Genomic DNA, 24,411 nt, shown 5'->3' on the forward strand with positions numbered 1-24,411 from the left:
AGAAAGATCAGAACAAGCCAACGACAGAGGCGCATGAGCGAAACAGGTAGTTCCAGCAAGTTACACTGTTGCGCCGCAGTGCTCAGGACGCTTTGGCCGGGTGACCTATTTTCCTCGTTGAATCAGAAAGAAAGGCAGTCTGGCAGACTAACCAACCAGGAAAAGGCCGGGCTGCTGTTTAAAACAGCAGCCCGGCCTTTTCCTGGTTGGTTAGTCTTACTTACCGGTCACCTTAAATTCGGTGCGGCGATTCAGCTGACGGCCCGTGGCAGTTGTGTTGGTTGCCACCGGCTGCGTATCGGCGTACCCAAATGAGGTCAGACGGGCCTTATCAATGCCTTTGGTTACCAAGTAGTCTACCACGGCCTGGGCCCGACGCTGGGAAAGGTCCTTGTTGAACTCGGCTTTGCCTACGTTATCCGTGTGGCCCGAAATTTCCAGGCGCAGAGCTGGGGTTTCCGCTAGCAGCTTCTGCAGACGCTCCAGCTCGCCGGTGCTTTCCTTACGGAGTGTGGCCTTACCCGTATCGAAGAAAATGTTGTTGAGCACGACCTTCACCCCCACGTCTAGCTTCTTCAGGGCAATGTCTTTCACAACCTCAGAATAAGCAGCACCCGCCGGCAAATCGAAATTTTCGGAGTGGAACAAGTAGCCCTCTTTGCGCACCACAATACCGTAGTTTACGCCCGAAGGCAACGACACCAGGTAGCGACCTGACTGCGCGTTGGACTGGAACGAGGCAATAATCTGGTTAAGCGAATTGTCGATTACGTCAATAGTAGCCTCAGTGGGCTGCTTGCTGGCTTCCTCCGTTACTACCCCCTTCAGAATGGTAACCTGAGCCGACGCAATAGCCACGGGCGGCGCCAGCAGCGTTTCTTTTACTGGCTGCACCCGCGAGGCCAGCAACTGATCTTCCTGGCTGAGCATCGGTGGCTTCTCGGGCCCGAGAAAGGTTATCTGGTAGATATCCTTGGAGCCCAGTCCATCGTCGCGGAATGAGGAGTAGTAGCCGTGGCGGCCCGAGGCGGAAATCACGAAGAATACGTCGTCGTCGGGGGTGTTGATGGGCCAGCCCAGGTTTTCCGGAGCGCTCCACTTACCGTTCTGGTACACCGACTTAAAAATGTCGTAGCCACCCATGGAGTTGTGCCCCTCTGAGGAGAAATACATCGTTTTGCCATCGGGGTGCAGAAATACGCCTTCTTCGCCGTATTGGGTATTGATGACCGAGCCTAGATTGACTGCTGGCCCGCGACCTTCAAGCTCAACTTTGTAGATGTCGCGCCCGCCTTGTCCACCTTCCTTGTCAGTTACAAAGTAGAGGCTGCGCCCATCCGGCGTGTAAGCCGCCGATGATTCGTGAGCTTTGGAATTGATGCGGGAGCCCAGCTTCTGGGGCTTGCGCCACTCCGCGCCCCGTAGGTTGGCTTCGTTCAGGTCGCCGCCGTTTTCCTCTAGGTACACCAGCAGGCGCTGACCATCCGGAGCAAGGCCCACCGTAGCGTCGTGGCCATCGGTATTTACTGGCTCGCCGAGGTTGCGTGCCGGGCTCCACTCGCCTTTGCCGGTGCGCGTGCTTTGGTACACGTCCTCAAAGAAGCCGCCGGTTTCTGGGTCTTTCTGGCCGCCCGTAGAGTTGTCGCGCCGCGAGGTGAATAGAATTACCGACTCATCAGCCGTAATAACGGGGCCATAATCAGCGTATGCCGAGTTCACGCCAGGGCCAGCATTATCAATAAAAACACGGCTGGGCTTGGCAGCCAGCTTACGGCCGTTTTCGCACTCCCGGATTTTCTTCTGAATGTCTTGGGTGAAGGCGGCGGTGTTTTTGGTGCCAGCCGCCGGGGTAGCCCGCTTATACTCAGCAATAGCCTGGTCCCACTTCGCATTCAGGTGCAGGCCCCGGCCCAGCAGGTAGTGGATGCGCGGATCTACGTCGGGGTTGAGCTGATAGGCTTTCTGCAAATATTCCAGGGCGCGGGGTTTGAAGCCGGAGTGGAGGTAGCTTTCTCCTATTTTGAGGTTGAGCTGCGCATTGTTCGGGTTGAATTTCTGGGCGGCCAGGTAATGCGGCAGCGCCTGCTCGTAGCGCGGCGGGTCTAGATCATAGAACTCGTCGCCGGCCTTAATTTCCTTCAGAGCCGTTTTGAGTCCATCCTTATCGTTCCCGAACTGGTCTTTGCTGAACTCAACATTCTGGGCCGATGCGGCTGTGGCAGAAAGTAAGAGAAAGGCTAGTAGATATTTATGCATTGTCGTCGCGGCGTTTTTCGCCCGTAGTGGGCGCAGAATATTTTACTGTAGGCACAGAGCTGTTCTCTTACTCGGCGCCACAGCCGGCATTGGCCGCGTGCGTATTACCAATTTCTAACCCCAACTCTGCCGCCTTGCGCCAGTCCTGGCAAGCAGCATCAGGTAGGCGCAGCATTTCGCGGGCGTGGCCGCGGTTGAGGTAAGCCTCAGCGTACTGGGCATTCAGGCTGATGGCCTTGGAGGCGTCCGCTTCAGCGCGCTTGTAGTCTTCTAACTTGAGGTAGGCAGCGGCGCGGTTATTCCATGCAAAGGCATATCCGGCATCCAGCACCACAGCCCTACCGAAATCTTCCACGGCACCTTTGTAGTCCCCCTGCTCATAGCGGGTGCTGCCGCGGTTGGTGTAAGCCAAGGCGTTGTCTTGCTTTTTGGCGAGGTAATCGTTGTAATCCTGCAGGGCTCCTTTCAGGTCGCCGGAGCGGCGGCGGGTAGCAGCCCGGTTCAGTAGGGCAGGCAGTAGCTCGGGCTGGAGCTTCAGGGCTTGGCTGTAGTCCTGAATGGCGGCGGGCAGGTTGTTTAGCTGGCGTTGCGTGCTACCCCGGTCGTGCCAAGCATAGGCGTAGGTTGGGTCGGCCTTGATGGCGGCGTCAAAGTCAGCTTTGGCTGCTGCGTACTCGGCCTTCTCGAAACGCAGCGCCCCGCGGTAATACCAAGCCGGTGCGTAGTCGGTTTTCAGCTCAGTAGCTTTGCCGTAATCTTGTTCTGCTTCGGCCGTTTGCTTCAACGCCTCCCGTACCTGGCCTCGCCCGAAATAAGACCCAAACGTATTAGGATCGAGCTTAATGGCCTGGTCGTAGTCCTGAATAGCCGGCTGATAGTCTTTTAGCTCATAACGCACCGCCGCCCGGTTGTAGTAGGCCTTGGCGAAATCGGGCTTGGCGGCTAAGGCGCGGTCAAAATCCTGCAGGGCGGCACGGTAGCTTTTCTGGTTGTATTTGGCTACTCCGCTATTGTAAAGCTTCTCCGCCAGCTGAGCAGGGGGTAGGGTAGTTGCCCGAACAGTATCTACCTGAGCCTGGGCAGCGCTGACGGCCAACAGGAGGGTAGCAGATAAGAGAGTAATCTTTCGCATAGCATCCAGCCAGTTTCAGTGGCCCGGCATAAATATAATTTTAAATACGCAATGAGCCGTAAATCAAGATTATAAATGAATTTATATTTAATTATATCAAGATGTAATAGAATCTAAAGCTAGCTGAATAGAGCAAGCCATATCTTATTAATCGGGAAGCTGGGTCCTAACAATTTCCTCCCATTCGCGGCGGAGCGTGCCGCTAAACACGGGCCGGTTGGCGCGGCGGTACCAGTATGCAGCATTGCCTTGGTCGCCCTCTTGGCGGTGCAGAAACGCATGAAGCCAGTTCTGCAGCGGGTCGTGCTCGTTGTCCTGTGCAATATCGTGGGCTTGGTGCCACTCATCACGCCCGGCGTGCCAGAGCGCAATCAGGAGGGGCGATAATCCGGTGGGTGCTGTTGAGTGGGTTTGGGAGGCAAGAAATTCAGCGTAGGTCATGGCAATAGGCGGCAAGTTTCGGGAGTTAAAGCAATTCTCGGACCATCCCGCCGCTGAGTAAACTTCCGGCTCCGGTTTGTGGTTGTATAGGCCGACTGCGGGAGTGCCGCGACAGTTGCGTAATTTCGTGCTGCCGTCAGCCTTCGTGCCGCCGGAATAGTTCACCTTAAAGCCTAGCTTTCACCTATGGCCACGTATCCTGAATACATGGTAGCTCCGATTCGCCAAGACCTCGTTGAGGCCGGTTTCGAGCAGCTGATGACCCCCGAAGAAGTTGATTCTGTGCTCAACGAGCAAAGCGGTACCGTGCTGGTAGCCGTAAATTCGGTGTGCGGTTGCGCAGCCGCTAAGGCTCGCCCCGCCCTAAAAATGGCCGTTTCCAGTTCCGATAAGAAGCCGGCTAAGCTGGTGACGGTGTTTGCTGGTATGGAAACCGAAGCCGTAGCCAAGGCGCGGGAGCATATGCTGCCCTACCCCCCCAGCAGCCCCTGCATAGCCCTGTTCAAAGATGGTGAGCTAGTGCACATGATTGAGCGTTACCACATTGAAGGCAACGACCTGATGCGCATTGTAAACAACCTGCAGGGCGCTTTCGAAGAGTATTGCTAGAAACTCGTGCTAGTTTCGAGCTTGTTAAACCGTTCGTGGCAATGCGCCGCGAACGGTTTTTCTTTGTGCCCTTGCCAAGTTCTTTTTCGATAGCGCTATGCTGAATCCACTTGTCCCATCTATTCAGCCGTTGCACTGGGACACCCAGTTTTTCGGTTTTCCAGTGGGCCGGCTCCAGGCGTCGGCCGTATCCGAGCCGGAATTACAGCAAGTAGTTCAGCAGGCCCGCCATGATAAATGGAGGCTGCTCTACTGGTTTCTTGACCCTGCCGATGTGCAATCGACGGCAAGTGCCCGGGCAGTGGGGGCCAGCCTGCTAGATCGGAAGGTTCGGTTCGGGCGGGCTGTGCCGGAAACGGCTCCGCAAATACCTGCTTATGTACTCCCTACCCCCAGCGTGACTCCCAACCTAGTTGACTTAGCTATTCAGAGTGCGCACTACTCCCGGTTTCGCCTCGACCTAAATTTTCCGGCGGGTACCTACGAGCGGTTGTATGAAAACTGGATCCGGGGTAGCGTTGATGGGCAATTAGCGCGGAAGGTGCTGGCTTCCTACCCCCCTTCCGCGCCTGAACCCTTAGGCCTCATCACACTTGGCTACCAACCCACGCACATTACCATTGGGCTGCTGGCGGTGCAGGAAGGACACCGGGGAAAAGGTATCGGGAGGAAGCTGGTAGAGGCTGGCTTGCATTATGCCCACACTTGGCAGGTGCCACGCATACAGGTAACTACCCAGCTCGACAACGAAGGGGCTTGCCGATTTTACTTGCGTGAAGGCTTTGTGCAGGAACACGAAGAGCATGTGTACCACATTTGGTTGTAAGAACCAGCCAGCAGATAACCATGAAAAAAGCCCCACCAAGTTGGTGGGGCTTCTAATAAGTTGGCGTACACGAAAGGCGTGCAATCCGATAAATCCGTGATTTAGTTTGCTACCTCGCTCAGGAACTTGATGCGCATAAGCCGAATGTCCTCTTCGGTGTAGTCGTCGGTGCCGAGTTCTTTGAGGGCTACCGCAATGTTGTCGGTCTGGGCCGTCATGAAGTAATCGTAAATCTCCTCTTGCCGCTCTTCATCCAGCACCCCGTCAATGTAGTAATCCAGGTTGAGCTTGGTGCCAGCGTAGCAGATGTGTTCGATTTCCTCCATCAGCTCCCGCATGTCAATGCCCTTGGAGGAAGCAATTTCCTCCAAGTCCATCTTCTTATCGATTTGCTGGATGATGTAAATCTTGATTTTTGACTTGTTAACGGCCGATTTCACTACCACGTCGGCGGCCGTTACAATGTCGTTTTCGTCCACGTACTTCTGGATCAGAGCCAGGAAGGGCGCACCAAACTTCTGCGCCTTGCCTTGGCCTACCCCCGACACATGGGCCAGGTCGTCCATTTTGGTGGGGAAAGTCGTCGCCATTTCCTTCAGACTCGGGTCCTGGAATAGCACGTAGGGGGGCAGATTTTTCTGCTGGGCCACTTTCTTGCGCAGGGCCTTCAGCATGTCGAACAGCGCTTCGTCGTGACCGGCGGCCTGTTGAACTTCTTCTTGTTCCTGTTCCTCTTTCACCTCTTCCTCGTAGTTATGGTCCTTGGTGAGCTTGATTGAATGCGGATTTTCAATGAAGTCGATGCCCTTGGCCGTAATCTTTACCACGCCAAAGTTTTCGATGTCCTTTTCCAGGTAACCACTCAGCAACACTTGGCGCAAAAGCGAGTGCCAGAACTGAGCGTCGTGCTCTTTGCCTTGGCCGTACACGGGCAGCTTGTCGTGGCCGTAGCTTTCTACATGTGGGTTGTTCATGCCCATAAGCACGGTGCCAATGTGGTCGAGCCCAAACCGCTCGTCGGTTTGTACTACTGCTTTCAAGGCCATTACTACCTCGTGCTTAGCCTCAAACCGCTCCTTGGGGTGCTTGCAGTTGTCGCAGAAGCCGCAGTCTTTTTCGAAATGCTCGCCAAAGTAATGCAGCAGCTGCTTGCGCCGGCACACCGCCGAGTCAGCGTAGTTGGCCATTTCCTGCAGCAGCAGCTTGGAGTTGTCGCGCTCCGTTACGGGCTTATCCTTGTTGAACTTCTCCAGCTTCACGATGTCGTCGTAGCTGTAGAACATCAGGCAGTCACCTTCCAAACCGTCGCGGCCACCGCGGCCGGTTTCCTGGTAGTAGCCCTCAATGCTCTTCGGCGTGTCATAGTGAATCACGAAGCGCACGTCGGGCTTGTCGATGCCCATACCAAAGGCAATGGTAGCCACAATCACGTCGCACTCCTCATTCAGGAAAGCATCCTGGTTGGCCATGCGCACGTGGGGGTCGAGGCCGGCGTGGTAGGGGAGGGCCCGCACGTCGTTCACCTTCAGCAGCTCGGCAATTTCCTCTACCTTCTTGCGGCTCAGGCAGTACACAATGCCGGCCTGGCCCTTGCGCAGCTTCACGTACTGAATCAGCTGCTTTTTGGTGTTGTGCTTGGGCCGCACCTCGTAGTACAGGTTGGTGCGGTTAAACGACGTCTTGAAAACCGAGGCGTCGTCCATCTGCAGGTTTTTCTGGATGTCCTGCTGCACCTTGGGAGTAGCGGTAGCCGTGAGGGCAATAATAGGCACCTGCACGCCCAGCCCGTCAATAATGCTGCGGATTTTACGGTACTCGGGACGGAAATCATGCCCCCACTCCGAAATACAGTGCGCCTCGTCAATCGCCACGAAGCTAATAGTGGCCTTATTGAGGAATTCGATGGTTTCGTCCTTGGTCAGGCTTTCGGGCGCTACGTACAGCAGCTTTACCTCACCGCTGATAACGTCCTTCTTCACTTTATTCATCTCTGATTTCGACAAGGTCGAGTTCAGAAACTGCGCGTTTACCCCGAAGGCGTTGAGCTGATCGACCTGATTTTTCATCAGGGCAATAAGGGGCGAAATAACGATGGCCGTGCCCGGCAGTACAAGCGCAGGTAGCTGATAGCACAGGCTTTTGCCCGCGCCCGTAGGCATAATCACGAACGTGTTATTGCCAGCAATAACGTTCTGAATGATGTCTTCCTGTACGCCGCGGAACTGCCCGTACCCGAAAACTTCCTTTAACTTGCCTTTCAAATCAGCCTCTTGCTGCACTTGTTGTTTCACGGCTGGCATGGACATCCTCACTTACTCAATTGGGGTGGTAGGTTGGATAAACGACACGACGGTGTTGCTTACTCAATCTAGGGATTTTATGGTATTTGGTACTAAGCAGTTAGGGTATAGAATTCGGGTTTAACCGAAAATGCATGCTACTGCTGAGCTTCCGATACGCAATACCAAATTTAGATTGAAACCACAGAACGAACTCAACTTACTTGCAAAAAAAGTGCTTCAGCAGGAAGCGGAAGCCATTCAGGGAGTTGCCGAGGCCATAGCACAGACTCCTGATTTTGCACAATGCGTAGAAGCCATACTCTCTTTGCGGGGTAGGGTAGTAGTAACCGGCATTGGTAAGAGCGCCCACATTGCGGGCAAGATGGTAGCTACGTTCAACTCTACGGGTACGCCAGCCCTATTTATGCACGCCGCCGATGCTATCCACGGCGACTTGGGTATGATTCAGGCTGATGATTTTGTAATTGCTATCAGCAAGAGCGGCGACACGCCCGAAATCAAAGTGCTCGTACCGCTGCTTAAGCGTAAGGGGGTGCCACTGGCAGCCCTGGTTAGTAACGCCGATTCCTACCTGGCGGTGCAGGCCGACTACGTGCTGCACGCCCCCGTGGACCGCGAAGCCTGCCCCCACAACCTAGCTCCCACCACTAGCACTACTGCGGCGTTGGCCCTTGGCGATGCCCTGGCCGTGTGTTTGTTGGAAAGCCGGGAGTTCACCCGCCAGGACTTTGCTCGTCTGCATCCCGGTGGCACGTTAGGCAAGCAATTGTACCTGAAAGTTGGCGACCTGAGCCGCCAAAACCAGCAGCCTCAAGTAACCGACTCCGCTCCGCTTAAAGACATCATCCTGGAAATATCGGGCAAGCGCCTTGGGGCTACTGCCGTGCTCGATGCCAATAGGGCGCTAATAGGAATCATCACAGATGGCGACCTGCGCCGCATGCTTACTACCTTCGAAGGGCGTTTGCAAGCTGTGCGGGCGAAGGACATCCTTACGCCTAGTCCGGTTACGATTGATATTGAAGACTTCGCGGCAGAGGCTCTAACCAGAATGCAGGACCGCAACATCACGCAACTTGTTGTGACGCAGCAAGGACAGTTCGCAGGTTTTATCCACTTACACGACCTATTGCGGGAGGGCTTGGTCTAACTGGTGATAAGCCGGCATCGGCATAACACATTCTTAATGCTTTATAAAAAGAACTGCTAAGAAGCAGTTCTGGCTCTGCTGTGACCTTAGTTACGGATCAGCTGGCTTATTCTCTGCTAGTTATATGTGGAGTTGAAGACTAGAGTGGTATCAGTTGGCTCATGGATATAATTAAATAATTTTAAAGAATTGTTATATTAGTAAATATTCCCCTATCATTGCCGAAAACCAAAAGAAGGGGTGAACGTTCTCATCAGCCCGTGAAGTCCGTCTTGAAAGAGTGAGGATTTCCTATTTTGGCTTTTCTGCAAAAGAATATTTTCCTCCTAACTACGGGCTTTCGGTCCGGCTTCGATGGAACAGCATACGTATCTCGTTGTAATGGCTGGCGGCATTGGTAGCCGCTTCTGGCCCTTTAGTCGCACGCATCACCCTAAGCAGTTCCATGATGTGCTGGGTCTAGGTCGCTCCATGCTCCAACTCACGGTGGATAGATTTCGGGGGATTTGTCCGCCCGAAAACGTATTTGTAGTAACTAACCGCGACTATACGGAACTGGTGCACCAGCACCTGCCGGAACTACCCATCGACCAGATTCTGGGCGAACCTATTGGTCGCAACACTGCCCCCTGCATTGCCTACGCCAGCTACCGTATTGCCCAGCGCGACCCGGAGGCTGTGATTGTAGTGACGCCTGCCGACCATGCTGTGATGCACGAGGAAAATTTCCGGGATGCCATCCGGACGGCTGTAGATGGAGCCCGCACCCACAATGTGCTGATTACGCTGGGCATTCAGCCTTCCCGCCCCGACACGGGCTACGGCTACATTCAGTTTATTGATGAGGTGGTGCAGCCCCAGCATGTGCAGACTGCTCCTGGCCATGAAGACGGCGTTTTTCCGCAGACCCTGCGCAAGGTGAAAACCTTCACCGAAAAGCCGAATCTGGAACTGGCCAAGATGTTTGTATCCAGCGGGGACTTCCTCTGGAATTCGGGGCTGTTTGTGTGGCGGGCCGATGCCATCATTCACGCCTTCCATCAATACCTCAGTGATATTGCCGAAGTATTTGATGAAGGCTGGAATGAGCTAGGCACATCCCAGGAAGAAGATTTCATTTCTCGCGCTTATACCCGCTGCCGCAATATCAGCATTGATTACGGCGTGATGGAAAAAGCCGATAACGTATATGTGCTACCCGCCGACTTCGGCTGGAGTGACCTGGGCACCTGGGATTCCTTGCACCGCATGGGCCAGCACGATGCCGACGAAAACGTGGTGGACGGCAATGCCCTGCTCTACGACACCAGTGAGTGCGTTATCAAAACACCACCCGAGCGCTTAGTAGTAGTACAAGGTCTCGAAGGCTACATTGTAGCTGAGTACGACAACGTGCTGCTCATCTGCAAGCGCACTGAAGAACAGCGCGTGAAGGAGTTTGTAGCCGATGTGAAGTCGAAGAAGGGGGTAGGGTATAACTAGCCTTGGATGGCTTAGACCTAAGAAATAGTTTATCCGGACCAGCCCCTACCTCATAAAATAAGATAAGCCCTTACCTCCAGCATGAAGGTAAGGGCTTATTCTTTTATCCATCCCATTAGCCCAAATGGACGAATTGCTACGTCCTGGCAATGGCTAATTACTTTTTAATAAGACGCTGACGCAGTACCTCGTAGAGCATAATGCCGCTGGCTACCGATACGTTGAGGGAGCTGATTTGGCCGGCCATGGGGATGCGCAGCTTGTGGTCAGCGAGACGCAGGTACTCAGGGCTGATGCCGTCTTCTTCGCTACCCATCAGCACAGCCAGAGGGCCAGTCAGGTCCACGGTTTCGGCTTCTAGGCTGGCGTCAGATTTCTCCGTACAGGCTACTACCTGCACCCCCGATTCGCGCAGGAAAGTGAGGGTTTCTTTCAGGTTAGGCTCCCGGCACACCGGAATTAGGTTGAGGGCGCCGGCCGAGGTTTTCAGGGCGTCGCCGTTTACCTGAGCGGCACCGCGGCTGGGCACTACAATGGCATGCACGCCCATGCACTCGGCATTACGGGCAATGGAGCCGAAGTTGCGCACATCGGTAATGCGGTCCAGCACCAGCAACAGCGGGGTCTTGCCTTCTTCGTACAAGCCAGCCAGAATGCTGTCCAGGGGCATGTAGTCAATCGGCGATACGTAGGCTACTGCGCCCTGGTGGTTTTTGCGGGTGATGCCATCGAGCTTTTCAATGGGCACCATGGATACCGGAATATTGGCCGTTTTGGCCAGGGCCGTAATATCCTGGGTCATGGAGTTCTTGGTGCCGCGCAGCAAGAAAATCTTGTCCAGGGTACGCCCGGCGTTCAGGGCCTCCAGAATCGGGCGCAACCCGAAAATCATGTCGATGCTGCGGTCTTGGGCCGGGCGGTGGGGATAGCGCGGACGCTCCGGCCGGTCGCCCTCGGGGCGGCGTCCTTCGGCCCGGTCACCTTCAAAGCGGCTACCTTCCGCATCACGCGAGGCCGGCCGCCGGTTGGGTACCGGGCGGTTTTCAGAATCAAAAAATTGGCGGCGCTCAGTTAGCGGCCGGGGCGGGCGGTTCGTCCTTTTCTCCATTGCTCCACGGCGGCATACCAGAGTTGTTCGTACTCGGGGCGGCGCACCAGTTCATAGTTATCAGGTGCAAAGGTACTGGGTTTGGCGCGGAACACGAACGTGCCGCCCATGCCCTGGTCGGCACGATATACCCAGCGTTCCTCACCCGCCTCCCGATACACGCTTTCCGGCGGCCCTAGCACCAGGTATAACAGGCCACGGTCGGTAAGCCAGCCAGCTTTGTGGGCTGAAAAAAATTGGTTGGCTTCCTGCACCCGCCCGTAGTACGTCCGGATCAGCTGCTTGGCAATAGTTTGGTTGTTGCCCGCCACCGTAAGCCAGAACTGATCTACAGCTTTCTTGGGCTCAGGTGCATCAAACAGCTTTTTGCGTTCTACGGAGGTAGTCAGGTAAACCAAGGGCGCAATTAGCTCATCAGCCGAAGTGAGGGCCGGGAAGGTATTATCTTCTACCAACAGCCCACTGCGCGGCTCCGTTGGGTTCACCCGTAGCAGATACATCCCTGCTTGAAAGCGAAGCAAGCTACCGGCCCGGTACCGGGCCGAGTCCTGAGCGCTGAGCTTGCGTGGCTGGGCTGGCATGGCGCTGGGGCTGGTCATGGGCGGAGCGGCCGGTAGGGAGCTGAGAGGGTAGCGGTAAGCCTGCACGTTCAGGTCTTCGCCATACGAATCAACCATGAATGGCTCTCCGGCCCTCACGTAGTGGCGCAACAGCGGCTGCCCTACCGAGTCAGTTAAAATAAAAGAGCGGGAAAGGTGCTCTGGGGTCAGGCGAAGCCAGGCTGCTTCGCCAGAGGCCGCTTCGTCGGCGGGGCCGGCAGCCAGGCTGAGGACCTGGCCAGCTCGCAGCCGCGGCAGGGGTAGGCAGAAATCTATCCGCGCACCTTCCCCATCAGGCTGCAGGCGCCGGGCAAACCGCCGAACAGTATCCTGCCAAATGGCCCGCTTAGCATCGTAATCCGCCCAGAGGGCTATGTGCAGTGGGAAGCCGCGCCGGATAAGGGCCGTGTTCGGAAAACGCAGGTAAAGCCGTACACTGTCGCCTTCCCGTCGGGTGTCGATGATGATGCGTCGTTCGGCTCGGTACTGGGTAGCAAAATCCCGACGCGGCGCGGCCTGGAGGCAGAAAGTACTGCCCAGGCCCAACCATACAAATAGCAGCAGATAGAAAGGCTTCACGGCAAGGAAGGAGGTAGGGAGGTAGGACGAGACGACTTCAAGGTAGGGTTTCTAACAACAGAAGCCGGCCCCGTTTCCGGAGCCGGCTTCTGTGGCGGCAAAAACCGTGCGGCTTAGCGCTGGTAGTACTGCTGCAGCAGGCTGATGGCCTTGGTGGCCCGCTGCTGGTCGCCAATCTGCTCGGCGGCGCGGCCGATGCTGTTCAACGACATCAGGTAGGTCTGGAACTCCTGGTCGAACAGGGCGCTGTTGTGGGTGCTGTAGTAGGCCAGGGCCCGCTCGGCACGGCCAGTCATCGTGTCCATGATTTCGTTGGCGCGCTGCTGCTCACCCACGGCTACCAGAGCCGGAATGAACTGCGGCACGTAGTAATCATACGGAATGGCCTTGTCAGGCATCACCTCAAACGCTTTGTCGAGTACTTGCTTGGCGCGGGCTTTGTCGCCTTGAGCCAGCAGGGCGTTAGCCAGCCGCGAGAATTTGTCGCGGTAGTTGGCCGGGAAGCGCAGGTTGTTCTCGTCGTAGAAGATGTTCGGGTTGTTCAGGCCCCGGAAGGCAAATTTCTTCATCAGGTTATCGTACATCAGCTCCGTTGCTACGTAGCCTTCATCGCCACCTTTGGGGTCGTAATTGGGGTCTTTGGCTGGCAAGATGCGGTAGGCCATACCATCAAGCTGGAAGTACGGCTGCAGGCCCATGAAGTCGCGCGAGTCCACAGTGCTGGAGAAGTACACGGGGCGCTGCCAGTTGTTGGTAGCCAGAATGTCGAGAATCACGAGGCTCTTCTTCTCGATGGCGCTCTTGCCTACCTCCCACTCCATGCGCGGCACCAATTGAGCACGGCGGTCAGCCGGAATAATGCCCAGCTTCTCTACGGCTGCGGTATCAATAGGCAGGTAGAACTTACGGGAAGGAAAGGACAGCAGGGACTTCGAGCCGTCGCCGTAGCTTACCTGCAGCAGGGGGCTGTTCTGGTTTACCAACTGCATGAACTGGCGCACATCGATGTCCTTCACTGCCGGGTTCTCGGCGTAGGGGAGGTAGTCGTTAGTGCCTTGCTTGTAGTTGGCATTCTCCATCGAAATGGGTAGCGGCTGCGACTTATAAGCGCGGCGCTTCATTTGGTCGATGTACCAATCGGTATTCAGGTAGCTAAGCACGGCCACGCGCACGTCGGTGCGGACGCCTTCTACTTCCTGGGCGTACCAGAGGGGGAAAGTGTCGTTGTCGCCGTTGGTGAACAGAATGGCATTTGGAGCCAGCGAGTTCAGCAGGTTCTTGGCAGAATCCACGGAGTTGTAGCGGTCCGAGCGGTCGTGGTCATCCCAGCCTTGGGCCACCATAATGCCCGGTACTACTAGGCCCAGCAGCGTCACCACGCCAGCGCGTGCCGTTTCCGACTTCACCACTTTTTCCAGCAGCTCAGCCAGAGCCAGCACGCCCAGGCCAATCCAGATGGCGAAGGCGAACGTAGCACCCGCAAAGGTGTAGTCCCGCTCGCGGGGCTCAATCGGCGGCTGGTTCAGGTACAGCACAATGGCCAGACCAGTGAACAGGAACAGCAAGCCCACAATAAAGGCATTGCGGCCGTCGCGGCGGACGTGGAAGAACAGGCCTAATACACCCAGAATGAGGGGTAGGGCGAAGAAAGCATTACGAGCGGGGCTATCGGCAATGCGCTCAGGCAGGCCGGCGCCGGCGCCGCTACCCCACAAAATACCCGACTGCTGAATATCACCTTCGCGACCCACGTAGTTCCACATGAAGTAACGCCAGAACATGTGGCCCATCTGGTACTTGAACAGGAAGCTCAAGTTTTGGCCCATCGTCGGCTTCACCCCATCCTGAATATCAACCCATTTCTTGTAGTTGTAGAGGTGGAGCGGGTCGTTGCTGTACAGACGGGGCAACAGCATTTTATCCTCGGAGGCATACTGCAGCACGGGGCGGTACTCGGCCACCACGTACTTGTCGCCTTGGCGCACGTAGCGGGGGGCACCATCTTCCTGGGCAATAGGCTGGGCATTGAACTGAGGACCATAGAGCAGGGGCCGGTCGCCGTACTGTTCGCGCTTCAGGTAGCTCACGAAGGACAACACATCCTCCGGGGCGTTTTCATTGATGGTAGGGTGGTAGGAGCTGCGGATCGGAACAATCAGGTAGCTCGAATAGCCAATCAGGATGAAGACCAGGCTCAGCATAACCGTGTTCAGCAGACGGCTGCGGCGCTTGAACGACTGCTGGAAACCAAACCAGAGCAAACCCACAAAGAGGAGCAGGAAGAACACCAAGCCCGAGTTGAAGGGTAGGCCGAAGCTATTCACAAAGAACACTTCGAACGCGCCCGCTAGGGTAGGGAGGCCAGGGATAATACCGGCCAGAATCAGACCTACAATGATGCTGCTCACTACCAGCGTAATGATGCCGCCTTTGGTAGTTGGGTTCTGGGTGCGGCGGTAGTAATAAATAAAGCCCAGCGCCGGGATGGCCAGCAGGTTCAGCAAGTGAACCCCAATGCTGAGACCAATCACATAGGCAATGAGTACCAGCCACCGGTCGGAGTCGGCTTCATCAGCACGGTTTTCCCATTTCAGCATCAGCCACACCACGGCCGCCGTGCACAAGGACGACATGGCGTATACCTCGGCTTCCACGGCATTAAACCAGAAAGAGTCAGAAAAGGCGTAAGCCAAAGCACCCACCGCGCCGGCACCCAGAATCAGCAGGGTTTGGCCGGAGGTTGGCTCCAGGTTCCGGTCGTCGTGCATGCCAGGGCGGTGCAGCACCAGCTTTTTGGCCAGCATGGTGATAATCCAGAACAGGAACAGCACCGTGAAAGAGGAACTCAGCGCCGACAATGCGTTTACCAGCACCGATACTTTGGTTAAATCACCAAAGGAAAGCAGGGAAAACAAGCGGCCCAGTAGCAGGAAGGTGGGGGCCCCGGGTGGGTGAGGCACCAGCAGTTTGTAGGAGCAGGCAATAAACTCGCCGCAGTCCCAGAACGAAGCCGTAGGCTCCAGGGTGAGTAGATACGTGATGGTGGCAAGGGCAAATACCAGCCAACCGACCAGATTATTCAGGCTTTTGTAACTCCGCATACGAAATAAAGTGAGGCTGACTACGGCCAGCCCGCTGCTGAACGACGGGTTTTAGGGTCCGGAAGGAAATCAGTGAAAGATCAAAAGTAGAGAATAAGTAGCGAGAGGCACGAATCGGGTTGCGCACCACCGGCTAGTTTCTACTGCGCTACCCCCAAGGGCACAAAAAAAGCAGCCCAGGAGGAGGCTGCTTTTCTAATTCTATTCAGAAGCACTTAGTTCTGTAGCACCAAGCGTTTGGTAGAAACTACCTTATCATTCTGCACGAGGCTGTAGAAGTACATGCCAGGAGGTAAATCGGAAAGGTTCAGGTTCATGCCTCCATCAGCCGCTTCCGGCCGTAGCAGCACACTGCGCACCTCGCGCCCAATGATGTTGCTCAGGCGCAGCTTGAAGTCACCCCAAGGCAGTTTCTGTCCCACGGATACCGTAATCAGGCCCCGCGAAGGATTCGGGTAAACAGATAAAGCTGGAGTCAGCGTTCGGGCAGCTACTGAAGCAGTAACACCGGGAGAAGGGGGAGCAACTGCAGGAGCTACTTGTTGCAGGGGCCGGGAGGGGGTAGCGTATCGTAAGCTTTCCAGCCGAACCGTAGCGGCCAGCAGCGGCAATTGCCACAGGAGCAGCAGCAGTACGGGGAAAAAGCGCGTAGTAAGTTTCATGGCATTCAGTCGGCGTCTGGAGCGCACGGACAAGCCGTGCGGCAAAGTCAAATAGGTACGGTTATCCTCTACAGGACAAAGCGGCAGATGCAGCCGCCTGCCTCTGAATAGACAACTACCATGCCTCATTAAAGCGGCTGGGTTGTCAGGCAGATGCTTGCTTAGAGGATATGGTTGCATCGAGGTTTAAGTAAACTTACGACAGGTGCTAGTAAAGGGTTGAAAGTGAAGGTGGTAAATATGAATATAATTACTGCTTTTTTTCGCGGGTAGACGTTCTGTAAGCATAGGAGCAAAGACTACAAACCAGACGCAGCCGGAAGAGTAGTACTACTAAGACGGCATAGCAATGCCCTCATATATAGCGAATTTCTTTTAAATCGAAATAATGCAGTTCGCCTTTCGTTGCTACTGCAAGACGGCCAATTTCATCAACACCCACAATCTGGCCTGAAAAGCGACGGCCGGCGGCTTCATATTCGTGCTCTTCCTGAAAGCGGTAAAGTACTCGCAAGTATTCGGCCCGCAGCGCCCCTACCTTACCAGAGCGCAGCTGCAGGTAGCGCCGCTCCAGGCTTTCCAGCAGCCGGGCTACCAGGGTGGGCAACGAGTACGCCCGACCGGTTAAGCATGCCAGCGAGGTAGCAGTGGGCACTCCAAATTGCCGTTGATTAATATTTAATCCTATTCCGACGATGCTATGCTGAATCTTCGGGCCACTAAGTGTGTTCTCAATCAGAATGCCACCCAGCTTTTGATTTCCAAAGAAGATATCATTCGGCCACTTCACCCGCAACGCCGGGTCGGGGCCGAGCAGGGTTACCAGCCAGTCATGCACGGCCAGCGCTACGGCTTGGCTCAGCAGAAACTGGTCGGCGGCTGGCAGAAAGCCTGGATGCCATACCACTGACAGTGTCAGGTTTTCACCGGGCGCAGCTTCCCATTGATTGCCACGTTGGCCGCGGCCAGCGGTCTGTTTGTCGGTAATAACGCAACAGCCATCCGTGGCCCGGTTTTGGACAGCTAGTTGGTATGCCTCGGTGTTCGTCGAGGGGCATTCGGGCAACCAGACAAGCTGTTGGCCCGTGAAGAGCGTTTGGGGGTATATAGCCTCCACCTGTTTTTCGTACTTTGTGACGTTCAAACCTAACAATACCCCATGAAAAGTACCCTGGTTCGGCAGGATTCGGACAAGTTGGCAGATGTAGTAGTGCGCGGCATGCAAGAAAAGAAGGCAGCCGATATCGTGGTACTCAACCTTAAAGACTTAAAAAATGCCGTAGCCGATTATTTTATAATCTGCTCGGCTTCTTCAGATACGCAAATTGACGCTATTGCCCGCTCCGTAGAGGAAGAGGTAGAAAAGCTTACCGGCCAGAACCCTTGGCAAACCGAAGGGCGTATGAACCGGGAGTGGGTTCTGCTCGACTATGTGGATGTAGTAGTGCACGTTTTCCTGCGTGACCGGCGCCAGTTCTATGGTTTGGAAGAACTCTGGGGCGATGCGCAGATTACGTACGTAGAAGAAGAGGAAACTCCGGCGGCGGTAAGGTAAAACCTTTCCTTCGGCGTCTTGCAAAATACTGGCGGATGCGCCAACAATCATTCAAGTGGCGTGTTGCGCCTTTGTTTCTTGTCTTAGCAACCTCAATTCATGTCTGATACGACGCCCAAAAAGAAAAAACCTATGCTGCCTAATCCCGCGCCCCGGCCCGGGATGCAGCTCTGGGTGCTGACGGGCTTGGTGGTACTCATCCTCGGGATGGTGTACCTCTCGCGCAGCAATCCATTAATTGATATCACACAGAAACGCTTTGAGCAGATGCTCTCTGCCGGCGACGTGCGCGACATTACTCTCGTGAACGACCGTCAGGTTGAAGTTTCTCTTAAAAAGGAGGCCATTCAGAAAGCTCCCTATGATGCCGAGCTGAAGCGTCGGGGCCCGCTCTCTATGGACCAGGGCGCGCAGTACAGCTTCCGGGTGGTAGATGGCAAAACCTTCAAGGAGGATCTGGACAAGGTGCAGGCCACCCTACCCCCTGATCGGCAGGTAGGCCTGAAAATTATTGACCGCACGGGCTACGGCGAATATGTAACCACTTGGGGTTTCATGATTCTGCTGTTCGTGGGCTTCTGGTTCTTGATGCGCCGCATGAGCGGTGCGGGCGGACCGGGTGGCCAAATCTTCAACATTGGTAAATCTCGCGCGGCCCTCTTTGAGGGTGGCGACAAGGTGAAAGTTACCTTCAAGGATGTAGCCGGCCTGGAAGAAGCCAAAGAGGAAGTGCAGGAAATCGTGGAGTTCCTCAAGAACCCTTCGAAGTTCACCATCCTAGGCGGTAAAATTCCGAAAGGTGCTTTGCTGGTAGGTCCTCCCGGTACGGGTAAAACCCTGCTGGCTAAAGCAGTGGCTGGTGAAGCTGACGTTCCGTTCTTCTCCCTGTCGGGTTCCGACTTCGTGGAGATGTTCGTAGGGGTAGGCGCAGCCCGGGTGCGTGACCTGTTCAAGCAAGCCAAAGCCAAAGCGCCCTGCATTATCTTCATTGACGAAATTGATGCTATTGGTCGTAGCCGCTCGCGCGGTAACGTGCCCGGCGGCAACGACGAGCGGGAAAATACCCTGAACTCGCTGCTGGTAGAAATGGACGGCTTCGGTACCGACTCCGGGGTTATTATCCTGGCTGCTACCAACCGCCCTGATACGCTGGACTCGGCTCTGTTGCGCCCTGGCCGCTTCGACCGTCAGATTAGCATTGACAAGCCAGACATTAACGGCCGTACCCAGATTTTCAATGTGCACTTGAAGCCATTGACCCTGGGTCCCGATGTAGAAGCCAAGAAGCTAGCTGCCCAGACTCCTGGTTTTGCTGGTGCCGAAATTGCTAACGTCTGCAACGAAGCCGCTCTGATTGCTGCCCGCCGCGACAAGAAGATGGTGACCATGCAGGACTTCACCGATGCTGTTGACCGTGTGATTGGTGGCTTGGAGAAGAAAAACAAGATCATCAGCCCCGGCGAGAAGAAGATTGTAGCTTACCACGAAGCTGGCCACGCCATTGCTGGCTGGTTCTTGGAGCACGCCGATCCGTTGGTGAAAGTGAGCATTGTGCCCCGTGGGGTTGCTGCCCTAGGCTATGCGCAGTATCTGCCGCGCGAGCAGTTCCTCTACAACACCGAGCAGCTCATGGACGAAATGTGCATGACGCTGGGTGGCCGGGCTGCAGAAGAGTTGGTATTCGGGAAGATTTCGACCGGTGCCCTCTCTGACCTTGAGCGCATTACCAAGGTAGCCTACAGCATCGTGACGATGTACGGTATGAACGCCAAGTTGGGCAACGTATCGTTTTATGACTCGAAAGGCCAGAATGAGTATGGTTTCACCAAGCCTTACTCGGAAGCTACCTCTCAGATGATTGACGAGGAAGTACGTGCTATTATCGACCAAGCATACGTGCGGACCAAGGAGCTTCTCACGGAGCGCCGCCACGAGTTGGAAGTAGTTGCCAAGGAACTGTTGGAAAAGGAAATCCTGCTGCAAGATGACCTCGAGCGTCTTGTTGGTAAGCGCCCCTTCGATAGCCAGACGACTTATCAAGCTCACATGTCGGGTACGGACCGTTCAGAAACGCTGAGCGAGCGAAAGCAGGAACACCCCGGTGTTCCGCTAGGCAACGACCTGCCGGACCTCAAGCTGCCCGGCGTCGATAACGGTACTGACTCAACAGGCTCAACCACTGAGCCTAGCGGTTCGGCGGTAACGCCTGTATAGTCAACTCGCAAAACCATTCCTAAAAAGCCGGTGCTGTAAAAAGCACCGGCTTTTTTCATGGATATAAGATAACAAGTCTGTTACGTGGATTGCAGCCGGAGCTGGGCCCGCTCTTGCAGGTAACTCTGGAACGCAGGAAGTTGACAGCCTCGCTCAAAGCCTTGCTGGGCAATAGCAGCTCCAATTCCAGGCAATAACTCGGCTATCCACTGCTCAAAGTCAGCTGCAGTGGGCTGAGGACTGGTTGATGCTAGGCAATAGGGAGGTATCTCGTTCATTAGCAAGTTGTTTTGGGCGAAGCTTGCTAAAAGAGTGCCAGTCGTTTTTGCTACTGATTTTATACAATTTTGGAGGGCTGCCTCGTGATGGGCTATAATATAAGAATAGCCTCTACCAGCTGTAAGTCGCTAGTATGGAGAAGCGGCTACCCCAAAATTTTGCGAGTGAAGTCAATTCTGCTTTTGCAGTACTCATGCTTTTTTGTGCTCTTTCGAGGCGAAGGTTTCAGTCCTGCTGGCGGGGTAGGCGTAGGCAGTAGTACACATGCCTAATCCTTGTACCTTTACTGTATGGCGGATACTTCTCGTGACATTATCCTGCGCCGCATTCGGGAGTCGTTGCGGCAGCCTGCCCAACAGCCGGCGCGCCCCGACTTTTCGGCACCACTGCACCCGCGCCCTACCTCCGGCGACGACTTAGCCGTGGCTTTTGCGCAGAGCTTTGTTCGGGTTGGCGGCGTGTTTTACTACTGTGAGTCAGTAGAGCATTTCTATGACCAACTGTTTGCCTACAAAAAGGAGAAGGAGCTAGAGAATCTCTACGTATGGGAGCCAGAATTAAAGAAGGTGCTACATGAAGGAAACATCGTGTTTCAGGGCGACGAAGCCGACTTTCGGTCTAAAGCCGATGCTGGCCTAACCAGCTGTGAAGCCCTGGTAGCCCGTACTGGTAGCGTATTGGTAGCCGCGGCTACGGCCAGCGGCCGCCGCCTCAGCATCTACCCCGATCAGCACCTCGTAGTAGCCCGCACCTCTCAGGTAGTAGCCGACATTGGTGATGCGCTGAAGCTGATGCAGCAGAAGTATGGTGCCGATAAATTACCTTCTATGATTTCCCTCACCACCGGGCCTAGTCGCACGGCGGATATTGAAAAAACGCTGGTGCTCGGTGCCCACGGCCCGCGCAGCATCGTGTTGTTTTTACTGGATGACGCGCCCGCCGCAACTGCCTGACCTCGCGCTGCCCGCCGGCCGCCGCGTGTACTTTGCTTCTGATTTTCACTTAGGTGCCCCCGATGCCGCCCGTTCGCTGGAGCGGGAGCGGCGTATTGTGCGCTGGCTGGATGCGGCGGCTCAGGATGCCGCGGCTATTTACCTGCTAGGTGACATTTTCGATTTCTGGTTTGAATATCGCCATGCCATTCCGCGCGGCTTTATCCGGCTGCAGGGCAAGTTGGCGGAGCTAACCGATGCCGGCCTGCCCGTTACCTTCTTCACCGGCAACCACGACATGTGGATGTTCGACTACTTTACCAAAGAGCTGAACATTCCGGTGCTGCGCCACCCCGTCAGCCAGCGCATTGGCGGGCACCAGTTCCACATAGGGCATGGCGACGGCCTAGGTCCCGGCGACCATACCTATAAGGTGTTGAAGCGCGTGTTTGCCTCGCCAGTGGCACAATGGCTGTTTGCCCGCCTGCACCCCAACCTTGGTATTGGTATTGCCAACCGCTGGAGTCGGCATAGTCGTTTGCAGAACGGTGCGGCTGATGAGGAGTATTTCGGAGAAGACGAATGGCTGCTAACCTATTGCCGCGAAGTGCAGCAGCAGTTTCCGCATGAGTACTATGTGTTCGGGCACCGCCACCTACCCCTTGATGTGGAAGTAGGGGTAGGGAGCCGCTACATAAACCTAGGCGAATGGGTCAATTATTGCTCCTACGGCGTGTATGATGGCAACCAACTGGAGCTTCGGCACTTTGAGCAAGGAAAATAGAACCGAGGGTATAGGGTTGAGAACCAAGAAGCAGGTAGTGGCCGGTTTTCTGGTTCTGAGCTCTATGGTCCTCGCTCTAGGCTCAGCATCTGCCCAAACCACCGCGCCGGCCGCCGGCTCAGTAGCGCCTGCTGGGCAAGCTGCCCCCGTAGTTACGGTACCCGCCGATACCAAGGAAGCTGTTGCTGCATGGGCTCCAGTACGAACCATTGCCCTACCTAAGCCGGGCGTGGCTTCCTTAGACCGCCGGGGCAACCTGTACGTAACCGACTCGCAGAATAACCTGCGCCAGTACGGGCCCGATGGGCAAGTGCTGAACACGTTTTCTCCGCCGCTGCCTGGCCATACGGCTCAGGTAGAAGCCTGGAACACGGCCAAAATTCTGGTGTTTTATGATGACCGCCAGCAGGTGGTGCTACTGGATCGGTTTCTGGCCCCCATTGCGGAAGTACGCTGGCAGGATTACCTCGATGGGCAAGTGCGCACGGCCACCCTGGCTCCCGACGACCGGTACTGGCTGCTCAACGAATCGGACCTGACGCTCCGGCAGTTCGATACCAACCAGAAACGCTTTTCCATTACTACCCCCCTCGACCTGCTGATAGGTCGTAGCCGTCCTGACTTCCGGTTTCTGCGGGAGTACCAGAACAACCTGTATCTCGTGGACCGCAACAGCGGCATCTATGTGTTTGATAACCTGGGCAACTACCGCAAAAAGCTGCCGCTGCCTGGCTTAAGCTACGTAGGTTTCCGCGGCGACGAGTTGTACTACCTGGCCCCTGATGGCCTGCGTTTTCTGCATCTGTATAGTCTGACTGAGCGTGTGCTACCTCTGCCTATAGCCGGAGCGCAGCAAGTGCTGGTAGGGGAGCAGTATGCCTACGTGCTGACTAGTGCGGGGGTACAAGTGTATAAAATATAGGTTCTTCGGGCCAGCAGCAACGGTTGAGGTTAGTGCTGTGAACTGCTGTTACATACCGGGAAAGAGGATTTCAGGCTCTTCAGGGGGTAGGGGCCGATGCGTTGGGTCGTAACTCGCTAACCCGGCGTGGCGTTATCGGATGAGCTGGCCCCGTGGTCAGCGGCTGTTCATCCACTCCACAACCCCGGTTAGCTATGAAAGCACTTGTGTATCACGGAATCAAAGACGTGCGCGTCGATACCGTAGAGGATCCGAAGATTGAAGACTCCCGTGACGCCATTATTCGCGTGACAAGCACGGCCATTTGCGGCTCCGACCTGCACATCTACAACGGCAGCATTCCGCAGCCCCGGCCCATGGTGTTGGGCCACGAGTTTATGGGCATTGTGGAGGAAGTAGGCAAGGGGGTAGGCGGCAAGCTCAAGGTAGGCGACCGGGTAGTGGTGCCCTTCCCGGTGGCCTGCGGCACCTGCTACTTCTGCAACCATGCCCTGCCAGGCCATTGCGAAAACTCCAACCCTGAGCACTACGGCCCCGAAGGCGGCCTGCTGACAGAAAAAGGCGGGGCGCTGTTTGGCTACACCGATTTATACGGTGGCTACAACGGCGGCCAAGCTGAGTACGTGCGCGTGCCCTACGCCGATTATGGCCCCCGCGTGATTCCGGATAGCCTCACCGACGAGCAGGCGCTGTTCCTGACCGACATCTTCCCAACCGGCTATTCTGGCATTGACTGGGGCGAAGTAAAGGGCGGCGAAACGGTGGCTATTTTCGGCTCCGGCCCAGTAGGTATTATGGCCGCAAAATCGGCGTGGCTGCGCGGGGCCGCCCGGGTAGTTATTGTAGATACCTTGCAGTACCGCCTCGACAAAGCCCAGCACGCCACCAACTGCGAAACCATCCTCTGGGAAAATGCCAAGGATGTGGTGGAGCAGATCAGGGCCATGAGTGGCGGCCGTGGCGCCGATGTATGCGTGGAAGCCGTGGGCTTCGAGCCCGACCGTAACCTGCTGGATCGGGCCAAAGCAGTTGTTAATTTTGAAAAAGGCTCGCCTAAAGTGCTGGAAGCCTGCATGAGCGCCGTGCGGCGTGGCGGCATTGTAACTGTGCTGGGTGTGTACGCCACCCCTTATGATAACTTTCCCGTTGGGCAGTTCTTCGACAAAGGCATCAAGATTGTAGGCGGCCAGGCTCCAGCCCACAAGCACATCGATAAGCTGCTGCAATATGTGATTGAGGGTAAAGTGGTTCTCGATGATATCATCACCCACCGCCTACCCCTCTCAGAAGCCGCGCATGGCTACGACATCTTCCGAAACAAGAAAGATAACTGCGTGAAAGTGGTGTTGAAGCCCTAAGGTGTTTCTGACGCACTACCTCCCTAAAGGCCGGCAACTTGCCGGCCTTTTTCGTGCCGGTGGGGGGTAGGGGCAAGAGGCTATTTCTGCCTACATTTGAAAGAGACGACTCCGGTTGT

At 55.6% G+C, this 24,411-nt stretch carries 19 protein-coding genes; 10 read left to right on the top strand and 9 right to left on the bottom strand.

Annotated elements, in window-relative coordinates; all coding sequences use genetic code 11:
• Positions 1-216: 216 nt before the first annotated feature.
• From DNI29_RS04835 to DNI29_RS04845, 3 genes are all read right to left on the bottom strand, one after another.
• Positions 217-2,256 carry an OmpA family protein gene (locus DNI29_RS04835; protein WP_110976913.1) on the bottom strand — a complete coding sequence of 680 codons (2,040 nt, stop codon included), beginning with the start codon at positions 2,254-2,256 and terminating at the stop codon, positions 217-219.
• Positions 2,257-2,323: 67 nt separating this feature from the next.
• Positions 2,324-3,388 carry a tetratricopeptide repeat protein gene (locus DNI29_RS04840; RefSeq protein ID WP_110976914.1) on the bottom strand — a complete coding sequence of 355 codons (1,065 nt, stop codon included), beginning with the start codon at positions 3,386-3,388 and terminating at the stop codon, positions 2,324-2,326.
• 147 nt (positions 3,389-3,535) lie between these two features.
• Positions 3,536-3,829, bottom strand: coding sequence for a hypothetical protein (locus DNI29_RS04845; RefSeq protein WP_110976915.1), 294 nt, complete (start codon positions 3,827-3,829; stop codon positions 3,536-3,538).
• Positions 3,830-4,015: 186 nt separating this feature from the next.
• On the opposite strand from DNI29_RS04845, the gene DNI29_RS04850 reads away from it, so the two are divergent.
• Entirely contained in the window at positions 4,016-4,438 is a 423-nt protein-coding gene (locus DNI29_RS04850) for a BrxA/BrxB family bacilliredoxin (protein WP_110976916.1), read from the top strand.
• Positions 4,439-4,535: 97 nt separating this feature from the next.
• On the top strand, positions 4,536-5,264 hold the full coding sequence (locus DNI29_RS04855) for a GNAT family N-acetyltransferase (RefSeq protein ID WP_110976917.1): 729 nt from the start codon (positions 4,536-4,538) through the stop codon (positions 5,262-5,264).
• Positions 5,265-5,365: 101 nt separating this feature from the next.
• On the opposite strand, the gene recQ is transcribed toward DNI29_RS04855, so the two are convergent.
• Positions 5,366-7,564, bottom strand: coding sequence for a DNA helicase RecQ (recQ, locus tag DNI29_RS04860; protein ID WP_110976918.1), 2,199 nt, complete (start codon positions 7,562-7,564; stop codon positions 5,366-5,368).
• 175 nt (positions 7,565-7,739) lie between these two features.
• Between recQ and DNI29_RS04865 the strand changes: the two genes are divergently transcribed.
• Complete coding sequence (locus DNI29_RS04865) at positions 7,740-8,717, top strand: KpsF/GutQ family sugar-phosphate isomerase (protein WP_438834623.1); 978 nt, start codon at positions 7,740-7,742, stop codon at positions 8,715-8,717.
• A 354-nt stretch (positions 8,718-9,071) separates the two neighbouring features.
• Positions 9,072-10,199 (top strand): mannose-1-phosphate guanylyltransferase, encoded by a 1,128-nt coding sequence (locus DNI29_RS04870; protein WP_110976920.1) that lies wholly within the window; start codon positions 9,072-9,074, stop codon positions 10,197-10,199.
• Positions 10,200-10,356: 157 nt separating this feature from the next.
• Here the strand turns inward: DNI29_RS04870 and rlmB are convergent, their stop codons facing one another.
• The 5 genes from rlmB to DNI29_RS04895 all read right to left on the bottom strand — a co-directional run bounded on the left by rlmB (position 10,357) and on the right by DNI29_RS04895 (position 17,392).
• Complete coding sequence (gene rlmB / locus DNI29_RS04875; RefSeq protein ID WP_238387999.1) at positions 10,357-11,307, bottom strand: 23S rRNA (guanosine(2251)-2'-O)-methyltransferase RlmB; 951 nt, start codon at positions 11,305-11,307, stop codon at positions 10,357-10,359.
• Complete coding sequence (locus tag DNI29_RS04880; RefSeq protein ID WP_110976921.1) at positions 11,271-12,485, bottom strand: GWxTD domain-containing protein; 1,215 nt, start codon at positions 12,483-12,485, stop codon at positions 11,271-11,273. The genes rlmB and DNI29_RS04880 overlap by 37 nt, the downstream gene beginning before the upstream one ends.
• Positions 12,486-12,598: 113 nt before the next feature.
• Positions 12,599-15,586 (bottom strand): glycosyltransferase family 117 protein, encoded by a 2,988-nt coding sequence (locus DNI29_RS04885; RefSeq protein ID WP_110976922.1) that lies wholly within the window; start codon positions 15,584-15,586, stop codon positions 12,599-12,601.
• 215 nt (positions 15,587-15,801) lie between these two features.
• Positions 15,802-16,248 carry a T9SS type A sorting domain-containing protein gene (locus DNI29_RS04890; RefSeq protein WP_162303514.1) on the bottom strand — a complete coding sequence of 149 codons (447 nt, stop codon included), beginning with the start codon at positions 16,246-16,248 and terminating at the stop codon, positions 15,802-15,804.
• Between the two features lie 355 nt (positions 16,249-16,603).
• Positions 16,604-17,392: a biotin--[acetyl-CoA-carboxylase] ligase gene (locus tag DNI29_RS04895; protein WP_110976924.1), complete on the bottom strand. Its 789-nt coding sequence runs from the start codon at positions 17,390-17,392 to the stop codon at positions 16,604-16,606.
• A gap of 15 nt (positions 17,393-17,407) precedes the next feature.
• Between DNI29_RS04895 and rsfS the strand changes: the two genes are divergently transcribed.
• The 6 genes from rsfS to DNI29_RS04930 all read left to right on the top strand — a co-directional run bounded on the left by rsfS (position 17,408) and on the right by DNI29_RS04930 (position 24,292).
• Positions 17,408-17,803 carry a ribosome silencing factor gene (gene rsfS / locus DNI29_RS04900; protein WP_110976925.1) on the top strand — a complete coding sequence of 132 codons (396 nt, stop codon included), beginning with the start codon at positions 17,408-17,410 and terminating at the stop codon, positions 17,801-17,803.
• A 99-nt stretch (positions 17,804-17,902) separates the two neighbouring features.
• Positions 17,903-20,017 carry an ATP-dependent zinc metalloprotease FtsH gene (gene ftsH, locus DNI29_RS04905; protein WP_110976926.1) on the top strand — a complete coding sequence of 705 codons (2,115 nt, stop codon included), beginning with the start codon at positions 17,903-17,905 and terminating at the stop codon, positions 20,015-20,017.
• 569 nt (positions 20,018-20,586) lie between these two features.
• Positions 20,587-21,249 (top strand): LutC/YkgG family protein, encoded by a 663-nt coding sequence (locus DNI29_RS04915; protein ID WP_110976928.1) that lies wholly within the window; start codon positions 20,587-20,589, stop codon positions 21,247-21,249.
• A complete protein-coding gene (locus DNI29_RS04920; protein ID WP_110976929.1) occupies positions 21,224-22,012 on the top strand; it encodes a UDP-2,3-diacylglucosamine diphosphatase in 789 nt (262 codons plus the stop codon). The genes DNI29_RS04915 and DNI29_RS04920 overlap by 26 nt, the downstream gene beginning before the upstream one ends.
• A gap of 64 nt (positions 22,013-22,076) precedes the next feature.
• Positions 22,077-22,934 carry a hypothetical protein gene (locus DNI29_RS04925; RefSeq protein ID WP_110976930.1) on the top strand — a complete coding sequence of 286 codons (858 nt, stop codon included), beginning with the start codon at positions 22,077-22,079 and terminating at the stop codon, positions 22,932-22,934.
• Positions 22,935-23,128: 194 nt separating this feature from the next.
• Positions 23,129-24,292: a zinc-dependent alcohol dehydrogenase gene (locus DNI29_RS04930; protein WP_110976931.1), complete on the top strand. Its 1,164-nt coding sequence runs from the start codon at positions 23,129-23,131 to the stop codon at positions 24,290-24,292.
• Positions 24,293-24,411 lie beyond the last annotated feature (119 nt).

The sequence above is a fragment of the Hymenobacter sediminis genome (assembly GCF_003231285.1).
GTDB lineage: Bacteria > Bacteroidota > Bacteroidia > Cytophagales > Hymenobacteraceae > Hymenobacter > Hymenobacter sediminis.

Excerpts from the sequence above, each read along its gene's own strand:
- DNI29_RS04835 (WP_110976913.1), bottom strand. The coding sequence starts at position 2,256 with ATGCATAAATATCTACTAGCCTTTCTCTTACTTTCTGCCACAGCCGCA.
- DNI29_RS04840 (WP_110976914.1), bottom strand. The coding sequence starts at position 3,388 with ATGCGAAAGATTACTCTCTTATCTGCTACCCTCCTGTTGGCCGTCAGC.
- DNI29_RS04845 (WP_110976915.1), bottom strand. The coding sequence starts at position 3,829 with ATGACCTACGCTGAATTTCTTGCCTCCCAAACCCACTCAACAGCACCC.
- DNI29_RS04850 (WP_110976916.1), top strand. The coding sequence starts at position 4,016 with ATGGCCACGTATCCTGAATACATGGTAGCTCCGATTCGCCAAGACCTC.
- DNI29_RS04855 (WP_110976917.1), top strand. The coding sequence starts at position 4,536 with ATGCTGAATCCACTTGTCCCATCTATTCAGCCGTTGCACTGGGACACC.
- recQ (WP_110976918.1), bottom strand. The coding sequence starts at position 7,564 with ATGCCAGCCGTGAAACAACAAGTGCAGCAAGAGGCTGATTTGAAAGGC.
- DNI29_RS04870 (WP_110976920.1), top strand. The coding sequence starts at position 9,072 with ATGGAACAGCATACGTATCTCGTTGTAATGGCTGGCGGCATTGGTAGC.
- rlmB (WP_238387999.1), bottom strand. The coding sequence starts at position 11,307 with ATGGAGAAAAGGACGAACCGCCCGCCCCGGCCGCTAACTGAGCGCCGC.
- DNI29_RS04885 (WP_110976922.1), bottom strand. The coding sequence starts at position 15,586 with ATGCGGAGTTACAAAAGCCTGAATAATCTGGTCGGTTGGCTGGTATTT.
- DNI29_RS04890 (WP_162303514.1), bottom strand. The coding sequence starts at position 16,248 with ATGAAACTTACTACGCGCTTTTTCCCCGTACTGCTGCTGCTCCTGTGG.
- rsfS (WP_110976925.1), top strand. The coding sequence starts at position 17,408 with ATGAAAAGTACCCTGGTTCGGCAGGATTCGGACAAGTTGGCAGATGTA.
- ftsH (WP_110976926.1), top strand. The coding sequence starts at position 17,903 with ATGTCTGATACGACGCCCAAAAAGAAAAAACCTATGCTGCCTAATCCC.
- DNI29_RS04915 (WP_110976928.1), top strand. The coding sequence starts at position 20,587 with ATGGCGGATACTTCTCGTGACATTATCCTGCGCCGCATTCGGGAGTCG.
- DNI29_RS04920 (WP_110976929.1), top strand. The coding sequence starts at position 21,224 with ATGACGCGCCCGCCGCAACTGCCTGACCTCGCGCTGCCCGCCGGCCGC.
- DNI29_RS04925 (WP_110976930.1), top strand. The coding sequence starts at position 22,077 with ATGGTCCTCGCTCTAGGCTCAGCATCTGCCCAAACCACCGCGCCGGCC.
- DNI29_RS04930 (WP_110976931.1), top strand. The coding sequence starts at position 23,129 with ATGAAAGCACTTGTGTATCACGGAATCAAAGACGTGCGCGTCGATACC.